General features: G+C 55.8%; 9 protein-coding genes and 1 pseudogene. 4 read left to right on the top strand and 6 right to left on the bottom strand.

What is annotated here, in order from left to right; all coding sequences use genetic code 11:
* Positions 1–19: 19 nt before the first annotated feature.
* Complete coding sequence (locus ACR3ZL_RS03755) at positions 20–199, top strand: hypothetical protein (protein WP_473649231.1); 180 nt, start codon at positions 20–22, stop codon at positions 197–199.
* A 734-nt stretch (positions 200–933) separates the two neighbouring features.
* Here the strand turns inward: ACR3ZL_RS03755 and ACR3ZL_RS03760 are convergent.
* Positions 934–1623: a hypothetical protein gene (locus ACR3ZL_RS03760; RefSeq protein ID WP_473649230.1), complete on the bottom strand. Its 690-nt coding sequence runs from the start codon at positions 1621–1623 to the stop codon at positions 934–936.
* 358 nt (positions 1624–1981) lie between these two features.
* Here ACR3ZL_RS03760 and ACR3ZL_RS03765 point away from each other — a divergent pair, with 358 nt between their 5' ends.
* Positions 1982–3070 carry a glycosyltransferase family 9 protein gene (locus ACR3ZL_RS03765; RefSeq protein WP_473649229.1) on the top strand — a complete coding sequence of 363 codons (1089 nt, stop codon included), beginning with the start codon at positions 1982–1984 and terminating at the stop codon, positions 3068–3070.
* 114 nt (positions 3071–3184) lie between these two features.
* Complete coding sequence (locus tag ACR3ZL_RS03770; RefSeq protein ID WP_473649228.1) at positions 3185–3691, top strand: DUF4112 domain-containing protein; 507 nt, start codon at positions 3185–3187, stop codon at positions 3689–3691.
* A gap of 50 nt (positions 3692–3741) precedes the next feature.
* Here the strand turns inward: ACR3ZL_RS03770 and pgl are convergent, their stop codons facing one another.
* Both pgl and ACR3ZL_RS03780 read right to left on the bottom strand, forming a co-directional pair.
* Positions 3742–4449, bottom strand: coding sequence for a 6-phosphogluconolactonase (gene pgl, locus ACR3ZL_RS03775; protein WP_473649227.1), 708 nt, complete (start codon positions 4447–4449; stop codon positions 3742–3744).
* A 112-nt stretch (positions 4450–4561) separates the two neighbouring features.
* Positions 4562–6361, bottom strand: a complete 1800-nt coding sequence (locus ACR3ZL_RS03780; RefSeq protein ID WP_473649226.1) for an ABC-F family ATP-binding cassette domain-containing protein — start codon at positions 6359–6361, stop codon at positions 4562–4564.
* A gap of 316 nt (positions 6362–6677) precedes the next feature.
* Between ACR3ZL_RS03780 and ACR3ZL_RS03785 the strand changes: the two are divergent.
* A pseudogene (locus ACR3ZL_RS03785) lies at positions 6678–9515 on the top strand (hypothetical protein); the annotation flags it as partial.
* 58 nt (positions 9516–9573) lie between these two features.
* Here ACR3ZL_RS03785 and ACR3ZL_RS03790 read toward each other — a convergent pair.
* From ACR3ZL_RS03790 to ACR3ZL_RS03800, 3 genes are all read right to left on the bottom strand, one after another.
* Positions 9574–10527: an RluA family pseudouridine synthase gene (locus ACR3ZL_RS03790; RefSeq protein WP_473649225.1), complete on the bottom strand. Its 954-nt coding sequence runs from the start codon at positions 10525–10527 to the stop codon at positions 9574–9576.
* A gap of 171 nt (positions 10528–10698) precedes the next feature.
* A complete protein-coding gene (locus ACR3ZL_RS03795; RefSeq protein WP_473649224.1) occupies positions 10699–11091 on the bottom strand; it encodes a hypothetical protein in 393 nt (130 codons plus the stop codon).
* An 87-nt stretch (positions 11092–11178) separates the two neighbouring features.
* Positions 11179–14769, bottom strand: a complete 3591-nt coding sequence (locus ACR3ZL_RS03800) for a protein kinase domain-containing protein (RefSeq protein WP_486173216.1) — start codon at positions 14767–14769, stop codon at positions 11179–11181.
* Positions 14770–14791 lie beyond the last annotated feature (22 nt).

Here is a 14791-nt window from a genome sequence, read left to right on the forward strand (position 1 = left end):
GCTGCTTCGACTGCAACTGGTGCAGCTTCGCAACCGCAAGCTGGTTCTGGAGCAGCTTCGCAGCCACAAGCTGGTGCTGGTGCAGCTTCGCAACCACAGGCTGGAGCTGGAGCAGCTTCGCAACCACATGGTTCTGGAGCTGGTTCGCAGCAAGGAGCTGGTGCTGGTTCGCAGCAAACTGGTTCGCAGCATGAGCTAGCCTTCTTAGCCTTCAACTTCGCAAGCAAGCCGCCACCACAACCGTGGGACTTCAAACCTGAGAAGAGGCCGCCCGACGAAGCGCCAGCACAGTTCTTGGAGAACAACTTGCTGAACAAGCCGCCACCACAACCACCGGCTTGAGCAGCACCACTGAAGATTAACGAAGCGCCTAAGACCAATGCGAAGGCGGCCGTTCCTTTCACCAAATTCCGATTCATGTACATCTCCCAAAAGGTTCGGAGTGTTCGGTGCGATCCGTATTCGCACACCTAATTAAAAAAGGTGTATTCCGTCCACCCCTGTGATTCGATTCACTAGGAGTCGCAACACGCTGTCGCAGCTCCCAACTCGATTCTCAGTTCCCTCTCCATGCGAATGTGAGAAAAGGGGATTTGCGGAGATTTTGCCGCCTGAGTTGAGTTCGGGGTTACAGTAACTCCAGGTCACCCGATGTCAATTGCCTAGAGTTCCCAAAATTACAACTTCCAACTAGGCATGTCGGGGAGGAACTCGATCTGACCGGACGCACTTGGACGGGTGTACCCGTCCCTATAGCGGGCCGGCAAGTCGCCTAAGGGTAGGAATGGCGTCTTTTGGTCCACTTAAGGGCGCCTGTGGTTCCCGGGTTGGCGGGGCCTGGTCGCACCACGGCTGTTTCACGTCCGCGGTAAACCGCTGTAAAGGCGTTGGGACGTCCAAACAGCGGGCTCAAAAATCGCGGAATTATCCGGATCAGCGTGCGGCGCTTGGTGTTGTCGCGTTCGGGCCTGTGGAATTCGGGCCTTGTGCGGTTCGAGCCTCAGGTTGGCCTCCGAGCACTTGAGCCATCAGGTCGCCGTTCTCGAAATCCAGAACCAATGGTGGTTGATTAGGTTCCATTTCGAGGATCAGACCGGAAATTTTGTACTCGCCGCCTTGCATCACGACGGACCAGACGACTTGATAGCTTTCGGATGCATCGGCGGCTGATGCGTCACCTGACGTGTTAGGTTCGCTCCAGATGCAGTGAACCAGGCGACCGCTGGCGGCGTTCGTTCCGGCCGCTGGGTCTACGGGCATTGGGGTGCTGCGTGTGACGGTGAAACGGGCGTCTGGCGATCCGATCGGTTGGACGACTTGGCCAACTCGTTTCAGTTCGGCTTGTGCTCGGTCGGTTAGCAGCGACATCGCGTCATGGTTTTCGCCCCCACGACGGATTCGATCGAGAAACTGACTGACAACGGCTTCGGCGTCTTCGGCTGAGCCAGCGGGAGCGAGTTGAGCGGTGGCGGTTGCCGGTGCGTTGTTAGCGACTTCTTTTTGTCCGCAGCCCACGGATGTACCTAGCAGCAACACACCGGCGGCAAGGCAGCGGGTGAGTCGAGGATGGCGAGCGGTCATTTGATTGCGTTGGGCTTCAACGAATAGGGTGGAAAACGCCATGGTTCGGTTCGCGACAGTTTGAGGTGTGTTTGAAACGGAATCTAAGCGAACAACATCATCCGCCGATGATCCGGGGATACGAATTGGTTAGCCAAACTGTCAATATCGATCCGATGTTATCGTCTTCAGCGTCGTTCGAATTGTGGAGAAAATCAGTTAACCAGGGCCAAACGGACGGTGGCATCCGGATTGAGCTAGACCTCGCCGGTTCGCTTTCTTTATCGAGGGGAAACCTGGAACGTCGCGTAGGTAGGAGCGGTCGGTTTAAAAGCTGCCGCCTTTGCTCGCGTCGCCAGGGCAACAGATGAGGGGCCAGTGCAATTGGTGCTGGCACGAACGTATCGGGAGATTCACTCGAATGTCGATTAAAGATAAATCTTCGCCTAGCTTGTCGGTCTTTCGAGGGGACACCGATGCGCCGCCGATGGAAGCACCGCGGATTTTGGTTTCTCGGCTTAGTGCGATCGGTGATGCAATTTTGACCATGCCAGTGGTGTGCTGCATTCGCGAAGCTTTCCCCGACGCCTTCATCGGCTGGGCGGTCGAGTCGAAGGTGGTGCCCGTCGTTCAGCATCATCGTGCTCTCGATACGGTCATTGAATTGCGATCGGGGTGGTACCGATCGTTGTCATCGATGACCGAAACGCGAAAGCACCTGCGAGACTTGCAGTTTGATCTCACCATCGATTGCCAGGGCAGTGTTCGCTCTTCGTTGGCGTGCTACCTGAGTGGTGCGTCGCGGCGGATTGGATTCAGTGGAAAGCACTTTTTTGATTGGAGCGGTATGCTCAACAACGAAAAGGTCTCGCCGGTCTTTCATCACCAAACGGATCGAGCGTTGGAATTGCTCACGCCGTTGGGAATCCACCATCCCAAGATTCAGTGGGAATTGCCGATTGAAAAGTCAGATCTAAAATGGGCGAATGATTTCCGATCCAAAATTAAGTCATCGAAGGTAGCGATTTTAAATCCGGGTGGTGCTTGGGCATCAAAGCTTTGGGAGCCTGATCGATTTGCGTCCACAGCACGTTATCTGGCGGATCGCTATGGTTATCACAGTTTGGTCGTTTGGGGCACCTTCGAAGAGCGGTTGATGGCGGAGCAAATTGTCGAGCTTTCCGAGGGAACGGTCTCGCTTGCACCCGATACGTCACTGAAAACGCTCGCCGCGCTAATCAAAACAGCGGACTTGTTTATCAGTGGTGATACGGGGCCGCTGCATATGTCCGTTGCCGTTGGGACCAAGACGATTGGTTTGTATGGTGCGACTAAGCCCGGTGATAGCGGTCCCTATGGGCAAGTGGCACTGCAGTTGCAGTACGAATCGGGAAGTCGACGGCATCGACGGGCCGCAGACAATCGCGCGATGCGGGCGATTGGCGTAGAGCATGTTTGTGCCGTTGTTGACGAGATGCATGCGACGAAGACGGTGGCACGGGCTGCCTAGTGGTTTCGGTAAGATTGATCTTCAGGTGGTCGACGAAGCGACAGGGCGGGTTGCCAAGTAAAGGCGGGCTGCCAAGTACTTGTCTCGCTGTCAATTTCTTGAAGGTCTTTTGCTTTGAAGTCTAGCGAATCCCATTCGGTACCCGGGCTGCATCCAGCCAACAAGGTTGTGTTGCCGCCAATGCGATGGGTGGACCGGTTCACTGACTTGTTGGACACCAAGTTTCATATTCCAGGAACGAAGATCCGCTTTGGTGGCGACTTCTTGTTGGGTTTATTACCCGGTGCGGGTGACGGAATCAGCTTAATGATGTCCGGTCTGCTGATCGCGACAATGGCGAAAAATGGTGCCAGCTTCCGATTGGTAGTTCGAATGTTGGGCAACGTGATCGTTGATGCCATCGTCGGCACAGTTCCAGTGGCGGGGAATGTGTTCGATTTGTTTTTCAAAGCGAACACTCGTAATCTCGCTTTGATGCGAGAGTATTACGAAGAAGGCAAACACACCGGTCGATCCTGGCCTGTGATTGCAGCGATTTTGGCGGTCATTATCGCCGTGTTTGCAGGTTTGTTTTTGCTGATCGCTTGGTTGCTACGTGAAATTTGGCAGCTCATCTTTTGATGACGGACGGATCCAGCGATCAGCCAGGCAGCAAAACAGTCATAGCCAGGTTAGGCGGGCATCGCTTCTTGACTGATGTACCAAGTTGGTGACTCAATCAGTTGGGACGGGATCGTTTCGACTTGTCGGTCATGGTTCCAAACTTGGTCGAGTGCATCTTGCTTATTGGCACCGCCGATCAAGAACCATTTCTGGCGGGACGAATTGATGGCCGGTGCGGTTAGCGTGTACCGATAGGCGTCAAATTTGTCGACGAAGTTTTCGACAAACCATCGTTGTTGCTCGTGAATTGCCTTGGTTTGGGGGAACAGCGAAGCGGTATGCGCGTCATCGCCCATGCCTAGCAGAGAGAGGTCCCATTGCGGCGTTGGCTGTCCGGCGAACGCGTCGCGAAGAACGGCTTCGTATTGCCGTGCGGTTTCGGCGGGGTCGTTTGGATCGACAGGAACCGGGTGCGCGTGGACGTGGTTTTCAGGCAAATGGTTGAGCAAAGCTTCGCACACCATGCGGTAATTTGAATCCTCGTGGTCATGCGGCACGTTACGTTCGTCGCCCCAGAACCAGTAGATATGATCCCAGTCGAGATCGCGTTTGGCCAGCAATTCGTAAAGTCGCTTTGGTGTGGATCCTCCGGAAAGCGAGACGCGGAAGATGCCGCGTTCAGAGATCGCTTCGGAAGCCAAGTCGCAAAAGGCGTCGGCGACGGTGGTGGAGAGTTCGTCTAGGGAAGCGAATGTGTGCAGGTCGGAAGGTTTCATGGTCGAGGCGTTTTAAGGAAAGTGTGAGATGCAAACACGACAGGTGGGATCAGTGGCGGTGAATGGCTTGAGAGGTGTCACCGCTTCGGGATCATTATTTGAAAACCGCTATCTAGAAATCGCTGAGTTCAAGCCAGCGTTCTTCCGTTTCACTGAGTTCGACTTCGATCGCTTTGACTTGGTCATGCAATCGAACCGCTTCGTCGGGATTGGTTTCGGTTAGCAATTTCGCGTTCACTTCACGCTTTTCTTCGTCCAGTTTGGCAATCTTGCGTTCGAGCGTTCGAAGTTCTTTGCCGGTTTTGCGTTGGTCGCGATGTTGTTTGCGTCCATCACCCCCGGAAGCTTTTGCGGGTGCTTTTCCGCTGGGCGTTCCAGCGGCTGCGTTGCGAATGCGTTCGCCATCATCGACTTCTTTTTCAACCGCTTCGCAATAGCTGTCGTAGCTACCGAAGTAATTTCGAACTCGTCCGTCACGGACTTCGATCACGTTGGTGGCCACGCGGGCCATAAAGTGTCGATCGTGGCTGGTGAAGATCACGGTGCCTTTGTAAAGCCGCAACGCTTCGGCTAACGCGTCGACGGTTTCAACGTCGAGGTGGTTACCCGGTTCGTCTAAGACCAACACGTTGGCGGTACCCAGCAAGAGGCTGGCCATGCACACGCGTGCTCGTTCGCCACCGCTAAGCACTTTGACTTTCTTTTGGATGGCTTCGTCGCGGAACAGCAATGCACCCGCCATCGCCAAGACGTCTTGCCGAGTGGTGTCCGGGTCGGATGCCATCTCGAGGTGTTCGAGAATCGTTTGCCGTTCATCGAGGCTGGTGTAGACGTGTTGGGCATAGGTGCCTAGTTCGATCCCATGGCCCCACTTCATGTTGCCCGCCATGGGCTCGAGTGAGTGGACCAAAGTTCGCAGCATGGTCGTCTTACCTTGTCCGTTGTCACCGACGATCGCGGCGCGTTGGCCGTGTTCGATCTCCAGCGAGATATCGGTGGCGACAATGTGTTCGGGCTTGCCATCGGAGGTCGCGGGGTAGCCGATCGACATGCCTTCGCAACGAACCGCGGTGCCTTGGCGAGGCTTGACCCGCGGGGCGCGAATGTTGACGGTGGGTTCGTCCGTTTCCAGTTCAACAGTTTGCAGCTTTTCGAGTTGCTTCGCTTTACTGCGGGCTTGGCTGGCGGTGGATGCGTTGGCGCGGTTCTTGTCGATGAACTGTTTGAGCTGTTTCTGTTTGGCGATGACGGTTGCGTTGACGCGGCGATCGTGTTCGCGGCGTTCTTCGCGAAACTCAATGAATTCGTTGATCCGACCTGGGAACATGGTCAGTTGCCCCTTGGCCAATTCGAGCGTTTGGCTGCAGGTGGCTTTTAGGAAGGCACGATCGTGACTGACGATCAGGGCGGCTTTGCCAAAATCACGCAGGAAGTGTTCCAGCAAAATTTGGGTCCGCAAATCCAGGAAGTTGGTCGGTTCGTCCAGCATCAGCAAATTGGGGTCGTGCAGCAGCAATGCCGCCAGCTTGACCCGAGTTTGCCAACCGCCCGACAGAGCCTTCACGGGGCCTTCGAGGTATTCCCCCTTCAATTCGAACTGGCCAGCGACTTGGCCGCATCGCCAATCCGGCGCACCGCTGTCTCGCATCAGGAAATCGAGGGCAGATTCACCCTCTTGGAATGGATCATGTTGCCGCAGATAGCCGATTCGAAGTGACGGGTGGTGGATCACTTCGCCTTTTTCGACTTCTTCTTCGCCGAGTAGGACGCGTAGCAGAGTCGACTTGCCGGCACCGTTGCGGCCGACAAATCCAACTTTGACGTCATCGACCAGGCTCACATCGGCTCCGTCGAGGAGGATTTGGTCGCCGAAGCTCTTGTGAGCATCGCGGAGCTGAATCAATACGGCCATGATTCCGGTTTTATTTCTGGAAACGAGTTTTTTTGTAAAGCAAGCGGTGAATTGAGGGAACGAAAGCCGTCCCTGAGTGCGTATTCAGGTGGTGAACACGCGCCGCCACGTGATGAACACAGAGGGTAACGAGAAAGCCGAAAAAGTTCACCCAGTCTTGTCTACCCACCTAGCTCCCTGTTCCTTAAAGTAATCGTCTCCATGCTCGCATACGTTCCCGCGGCACTCCATTGACCTCTTCAGCTGTCGGCATTTGCCGGTCGGACCGCTGCCACGCTCATGAATAGTTACTCGTTGGATTATATCGACGATCTGTATGTGCAATATGTGCGAGATCCGTCGAGCGTATCGGAAACTTGGCGACAGTATTTCGAACAGTTCCTGGTGGGGGCTGTGCGCGCCAATTCAGACCACCGCTGCGGGCAATGCGGGGGTGACCGCAGGGTCGTCTCGTACCCGCTCGTCCGGTCCAGTGGGCGGTTCAGGCCCAGTAGGTGGCGGTGCAGGTGCTGCCAAAGGAAACGGCACAGCTTCTGGACCTCTGCCCGTGGGCAGTACCGGTGACCAAAACGTTGACCAAGCTCTTTGGTTGGCGCGGATTCAGGACCGGATCGATCAACTGGTGCGAGAATACCGTGTCCGTGGTCACCTGATCGCGAATTTGGACCCGTTGGGACTGTTCGAGCACGCGTGTCCTGAACTGTCGCCGCAAAGTCATGGGCTGAGCGATCAGGATTTGGCTCGCCCGTTCGACAGCAGCATTCTGGAAAACGTATCCGGCAGCACGCTCGATGTAATTCTGAAAAAGCTGCAACAAACTTATTGTCGCTCGATCGGTGCCCAGTTCATGCACATCGACAATCGCAATATCCGCGATTGGCTACAGCGACGGATGGAAACGACGGAAAACCGTCTGGATCTGTCACACGAACGACAACGCCGGCTTTATACGCGGCTGGCTGACGCGAGTATCTTCGAAGAATTCGTGCGGCGCAAATTCGTCGGTGCCAAGACGTTCTCGCTCGAGGGTGCCGAAAGTTTGATCCCGCTGTTGGATTTGGCGTTGGAGAAAGCGGGCCAGCACAAAGTTCAAGAGGTCGTGATGGGCATGGCTCACCGCGGTCGTTTGAATGTGATGGCGAACATTCTGAAAAAGCGGGCGATGAACATCTTTTGGTCGTTTGACGACCCAACGCCCGAGTTGAGCCGTGGCGGCGGTGATGTGCGTTATCACCTTGGCTACAGCAGCGATTGGTTGACCGCGTCGGGCGACACGCTGCACATCTCGTTGTGTTTTAATCCAAGTCACTTGGAATTTGTGAACACGGTCGCGCAGGGACGAACGCGATGCAAGCAGGACAACCGAGAAGACGCCGCTCGGAAAGAAGTGATGACAATCCTGATTCACGGAGACGCGGCATTCGCGGGTGAAGGGATCGTCCAGGAAACATTGAACCTAAGCGAATTGCCCGGTTATCGAACCGGCGGCACGCTGCATGTGGTGATCAACAACCAGGTCGGATTCACCACGGAACCACAAGAAGGTCGCAGCACGACCTACGCGACCGACGTGGCGAAGATGCTGCAGATTCCGATTTTCCACGTCAACGGGGAAGATCCCGAGGCGGTGGCTCAAGTTGTTTCTTTGGCGATGGACTTCCGTAAGGAATTCCAGCGTGACGTGGTCATTGACCTCTACGCTTATCGCCGATGGGGGCACAACGAAGGGGACGAGCCGCGATTCACCCAGCCGAAAATGTACGCTGAAATTGATCGTCGCCCCGGTGTTCGCCAACAATACCTCAATCGACTGCTCAAGTTGGGCAAGATTACCGAAGAGGAAGCCGAGCAGATCAGTAAAGAGCGGACCGCGAAGCTGGAGACGGAGTTCGAAGCCAGTAAGAACGAAGCCTTCGTTCCGGATACGCAAACACTGGCCGCAAATTGGTTGGAGTATTTCGGCGGGAAAGAACCAACCGAAGTCACCGACACGACCGTCGAGGTCGAGAAACTCAGCGAGTTGCTCGATTCGCTGACTCGATTGCCCGAAGGGTTCTCGCAACACAAGAAGCTGAAGCGACCGATGGCCCAGCGTCGTGAAATGGCCGAGGGCAAACGGCCGCTGGATTGGGCAGCCGCCGAAGCCGCAGCGTTTGCATCGTTGTTGGACGAAGGACATCCGATTCGGATGACCGGGCAAGATTGCCAGCGGGGGACGTTCAGTCACCGGCATGCGGTACTTCACGACGTTAAGAATGGCGAGACCTACACGCCGTTGCAAAACTTGGGTGAAGGCCAAGCTCGTTTGGAACTTTACAACAGCCCGCTCAGTGAAGCGGGTGTGTTGGGCTTCGAGTATGGGTATTCCCTGGATTGTCCTAATGGGCTTTGCGTGTGGGAGGCCCAGTTCGGTGACTTCTGGAACGTGGCCCAAGTGATCGTCGATCAATTCATCGCCAGTGCGGAAGACAAGTGGGATCGCTTGTCTGGTTTGACGATGTTGTTGCCTCACGGTTTTGAAGGTCAGGGGCCGGAGCACTGCAGTGCTCGGGTGGAACGCTTCTTGGCGATGGCTGCCGAAGACAATATTCAGATCTGCCAACCAACGACGCCGGCTCAGCTGTTCCACATGCTGCGGCGACAGGTGATTCGGAAGTGGCGTAAGCCGCTGATTGCGTTGACGCCGAAAAGCTTGTTGCGACACGCCGAAGTGACCAGTCCGCTTGAGATTGTTGCCGGAGGTAGCTTCCAAAAGATCTTGCCGGATCGCAAAGTGCCGCTCGAAAATGCGCGGCGTTTGTTGTTCTGTACAGGCAAGATCTATTACGACCTGCTGAAGCATCGTCAGGATCTCGGGATCGAGAACGTGCCGATCATGCGTGTTGAGCAGCTCTATCCGCTGGCTTTGGACGAGCTGATGGCGACGCTGGAAGGATTGCCCAATGGAACTGAGATTCGCTGGGTGCAAGACGAGCCAGCCAACATGGGTGCTTGGCCTTACATGAAGCTGAAGTTCGGTGATGAGCTGAATGAACAGTTCCGCTTGAGCAAAGCAACTCGTGCTGAGTCGGCTAGCCCGAGTACGGGAAGCATGGCCGCACACAAGTTAGAACAAGCTGATTTGATCACGGCCGCGTTTGAAGGGCTGCCTGAATAAAAGGCGGCCTAGATCAATGACCGGTCGTTGATCGATTCGATCGCCGCCGAAGGCATCACGAAAACGTCGCACGGCTTTCGTAAGTGACGGGTTCGCCATCGCGAGGGTGGCGAATCGTCAGTCGTTGAGCACGTAGCCTCATGCACGGATCATCCACGCTTAAGGTTTGTTGTGATCCCAATCGGCCGTCGGGCAAGTACAGCGGGTCGCCGATAATCGGATGGCCGAGTGCCCACAGGTGGACTCGGATTTGATTGGTCCGGCCGGTAATGGGCGATGCTTGGATCAGTGCTTCACCGTTTTCCAGACGTTCAATGACTTCGAAATCGGTGTGTGCGGGTTGTCCGGCTGGGTCGCTGATTCGAGCACCTTTGGTATCCGACACGCCACCGTTTTCGGCGGCTTTACCGATCGCAAGGTGGCATGCGTGTTGTTGCCACTTTGGAGTTCTCGCTACCTGGGCGATGTAATGCTTCGTCACCAATCGTTGTTCGAATTGCGGCTGAACCAACGCCGCCGCCTGGCGAGTTCGGCATAGCACCATCACGCCTTGGGTATTGGCGTCGAGCCGGTGGGCTACCCGCAGCGTTTCGCCGGGGAAGTACGGCTTCAGCAATTCCGTCAATGTATTGCGATTGAAGCGACCGCTTGGATGGACGGCCATGGGCGCAGGTTTGTCGACGACGACGAGCCACTCGTCTTCGTGCAAGATGTTAATGCGACGGGCCACTGGTGGTTCGACGACATTAGGGGTGGTTTGTTTGAATCGTTGACCGGCTATGACAACTTGATTCGCTGAAACACGCTGGCCATCCAAGGTGATCTCGGCGTTATCGATCCAGCGTTCCCAGGCCGTTCGTTGTGTCGGTGGGTGATAGTGACTTAAGAATTCAATCAAAGTGAATTGGTCGAACGCCTGCCTAACTCGCATCACGCGATGGTGGGTGTACGGCTGGCAACCGGGTAGTTCCGCCAGATGGATGGTGCGATTCGACGTGGGGGCGGTCATGACGACTTCAGCAATCGAAACGCAGTGCGAATTGCATCGAAGCGGTAGATTTTCCGGTGACTGTGGTTGGGGCAGTTAGGATTCGGCATTGGATGGTCTCGGTGTACGAAAAAACCCGAAGAGCGGTGAGGCCCTTCGGGTTGATTCATCTAAACGAACGTAAGTTCGCGATTAGAGTCCAGCGTCGGTGGCTGGAAGTTCTTCCTTCTTGATCTTGTCGCCGAAGGTTTGGCCGTCTTTGCTCTTCAGTTCGTTGGCCTTCTTGAATCCTTCAAGGATCTTAGCCTTGGCTTCTTCGGGGCTGGCCTTGATGTAGTCTTTCGGGAAATCCTCACCTTTGAGGAACTTGTTTACGGCTTCGCCGTATTCGTTCCGTGCTTCGTCTTTTTTCTTACCTTTGACATGGCAAACGTAGCAGCCGGCTTTCTTTACCGATTTTTTATAGTCCTCCGAGGCATCGGACTCCAAAATCTGAGCTTTGAATTGCTTGCCAAATTCGCTAATTGCGAACGAAGGAGTTGCCATGCAGGCAAGAATGCCCATCACGAGAGCCATACGTTTCATCGAGTTTTCCTAAGTGGAGGTCGGGGTGGGTAACTAGGCGAGGATTCGGAACGTTTTCGTACGATTTTTCCGAGTGCCCTATTAAAGTCACTCAGAGGGGGGAATGTCAAATATTCGCTGCATGGGCATTTTCGGCAAGTTTCTTTCTTGGAATCCAGCAAACAATGAACCATCTTGACGGAAATCAGCCGGAATCATTTGACTCGTTGGAATGGATTCCGGCAACGGATCGGACCAACGGACCACCCAGCGGGGCGTACGGTCGTCGGCCCAGGTGGGTTCATCTGTTACCAAATCGTTCATGGTGACCGTTCGGGTTTGTCCGAATTCATCCCGGACCACCAATAGGGGGTCGCTCAGCGTGGTGTCCGTTTCATAAGCATTGGAGGCGCCTCGGATGCGTAGCCAATTGCTTTCCCGTTCTTGAGGCAAGGTGCCCGTGATTTCAACATGCGGGATTCCTGGATCGACGACGAAGACGCTTTCTTCAGCCCGTCGCTCGATTTCCACTGGGTAAGCGGCAGAGCCACCCAGACGCATCCGTATCAAGCCTTGCGGTGTGTAAGAGGTTAGCCGCTGTAATGATAGGCGGATCGATCCTGACTTGGGTTGTTGGCGTTTGATCGAACCGCCGGTTTCCAGCATTCGCCCTGAAACCGCCAAGAGACCGTTTTCCCAAAGCAGTTGCAGCTCCGCGGCCACGTCCATTCGTAACATTGATATCTGTCCACGAACCACGACGTTGTAGAGCTCAATCGAAACCAAAGGCAAAGGATCGCTTTCGGAACTAGCGGCGTTCAACGTGGCTTCGCCAAAACTGCTGGTGTCGTTGAACGAGCCTATGGCACGCACGTTTCGCGAGGGTTCGGTTGTGACATTGAACGCAAAGATCTCGTCGCGGCGTGATGGGTTGTCGATCGTAATCGAGCAGTCGGTCAGTAGAACTTGACGGTTGGCGGCCAGTGAAATGAGTGAACCACCGTCGGTTTCAGTGACCGGCACGGACCAATAACAGTGCAGGTCCACTAACTCGATTCGGTTGGACCCGATCTTGAGCATATCGCTGCGTTGCATGTCCGACTTTTCGCTTGAGCGAAAGATGATTGCTGTTCCGCCGGGAACCGACGACGTGATGACCAGGTCGTCTTGGTCGATCACAACCGGATAGCTGTAGAGAACGGGAGTGTCGATCTCGATGCGTTCCAGTTCGGTGCGTCTTGCCAGTTCAACTGCATCTTGCAGGGTGGTCACCAACGCGACCTGGTTGCTTTGAGCTTGCCGTTGGGTCGCGGGATCACGCAGAGATTCCGTTGACAGGACGCGGATCAATCGAGGGTCGATGCCCGCCGGTAAGAAGACGGTGCTCCCGTTCGCTTCGTTAAGTTTCGGTGTGGGCAAGGCGGAGGATCCTGCCCCGGTGTTTCGCGGGGACAGGGTGTCTGTTGATGGCAGAGGATCAGCATCGCCGCGGAGCATTGCTGCAACTGCGCTGCCGCTGTTGTCGTCCGGAGCAGTTCGGTTGCCGGGAAGTATGCTAGGCGCCGGCGGCAGGATTCCAGGTGATGAGCTGGTGCCGGTTCGGCCGGTAGTTGAATCGATTGGAAATGGGAATCCGCCTAGGCTCGGTGGGTCACTGGGCAGTCGCCGTGGAGCATTGGCCGGCCGGCGATCACCACCTACTGTGTCACCGGAGGGCGAACTTGACGCAGTATTCGACCCGAGATTTGGTGTTTCTGGAAGCGCGATCAAGGCGGGCGGATCAGAAGCAATGGCTCCGCTAGAGGAACCGCTGCGAGCGGAAGGTTCCGACGGTAAAGAACCAGCGGGACCCGTCGGTGCAGTGCCAGTAGTGAGGCCGCCCGGCAACAAGATCGGTCCGCCCACACCGGCGCTATCCACGCCGGGGCCGCCTGCTCCAGTGCCAGCGCTACCGACGCCAGAGTTTCCTAGTCCCATGTTCCCCAAGTTCGGATTGCCCAGATTCGGTGTCGTGGAAGTGGATGTGCCACCGGGAAGTCTTGGATTGTTGGAATCCAAAGGCACGGTGGATGTTGGCAAATCGCTCGCATTGCGATTGCCTGTTCGTATGTTGTTAAGTAGCTCTGGGTTTTGGGACGAGGTGCTGAAGTCGTCCGTTGGGTTGGCTGAATTGGGGCCGAAAAGCCAGTCTTGGGGTGTGTCGGATTGAGGGGGAAACCGAAGTGTTGCGCCGTCTTTGGTGGCCGCCGGCGAAGTTGATTGGTTGGATCCTGGCAACGATGGATTCTTTGGCGACGACACAGGCAGCGATTCCATCGCAGTGCTAGGAATGGCTGTCAGCTTGGAGCGGAAGTCTTCGCGTTTAGGCCACGCGAAAATTTCTAAGCCGATGACGCTGAAAAGCAATAGAGACGCGGCGACAATCCAAGGCAGGTGTTTGCGTGCCAAGGGGAAAAGCACTCGATCGTTTTCGATCATGACCGCGTTGACGCCGCGGCTTCGCGGAAGGTCTTCTCGAAGTGCCAGTTCACGCAAGTCAGCGATCAAGACGTGGGAGTCCTGGTATCGTTGATCGGGCTGCTTGGCCAGCATCTTTTGCAGGATCGCGTTGAGATCTTCGCTGGTGCCGGCGCGGTGATCGCGAATGTCTGGGATTGCTGCGTTGCCATGGTTCAATAGCTTTTGCAGCATCGTGCCACCGGGGAACGGTGGTGACCCCGTCAGCATGAAGTAGAACGTGCAGCCCAGGGAGTAAAGGTCGCTGCGGATGTCCGCTAGGCGAGGATCGTGGGCTTGTTCGGGTGAAATGTAATCGAACGTTCCCAGTGTCACGCCGCTGGCGGTTAAGTCTTCGCTGGTGTCGAAGTTCTCTGATCTTGCGAGACCCATGTCGACCAACTTGATCGAACTGTCATCCGTCACAACGACATTGGATGGCTTGATGTCGCGGTGCACGATGCCTCGGCGCGAAGCGTGTCCAATCGCTTCGGCAACTTGGCACGTGTAGTAAACGGCGTCGTCGAGCGACAGCGGACCGTCTTGGGTCACGATGTCGCGAATGTTGCTGCCATCGATGTATTCGAAGACAATGTAGTACCAGGGACCATCGTTGCCGACTTCGAAGACTCGCGCGATCAGCGGATGGTCGAGCTTGGCGGCGCTTTGGGCTTCGTTTCGAAAGCGTCGTTGTAGGTCGGGGTCACCGGCCGCAAACGGAACAACCTTCACGGCCACGATACGGCCAAGTCGTTCATCGCGAGCTCGGAAGACCGCGCCCATTCCGCCGCCGCCAATCTGTTCGAGCAACTCGAAATGATTGAGGCGTTCGCCCTGGAGGTCGCGGGTCAGCGAAGCCGGAGTTTGGTGCATCGCCAGGTCGGCTGCCCGATCGCCCGAGCCTGCTGCACCGGAGCGGGATCCGGTGTGGGAACGGCTGGAGCCTCGGCCGTCGCTGTTTGAACCGGCGGTGTCGCGAGCATCGATGTTTCGCGATGAACCACCGGACATCATGTCATCAAAGAAACCTTGACGAATGACCGTTTCAGCACCTTCAAGCTCGTGCTGAGGCTGTGAAAACGATGGCTCAGCTAAGGGCTCTTTCGGCGGCTCTTCCCGTGAGTCATCAGGCATGCCGCCACCGGTCGAAGCGGCGCGGTGCACCGTCGATCCTTCAGGTCGGATGGAAGAAGAGGGGTCCATGCGGCCGTGCATCGGGAAGAAA

It is taken from the genome of Rhodopirellula sp. J20-39 (assembly GCF_057365095.1).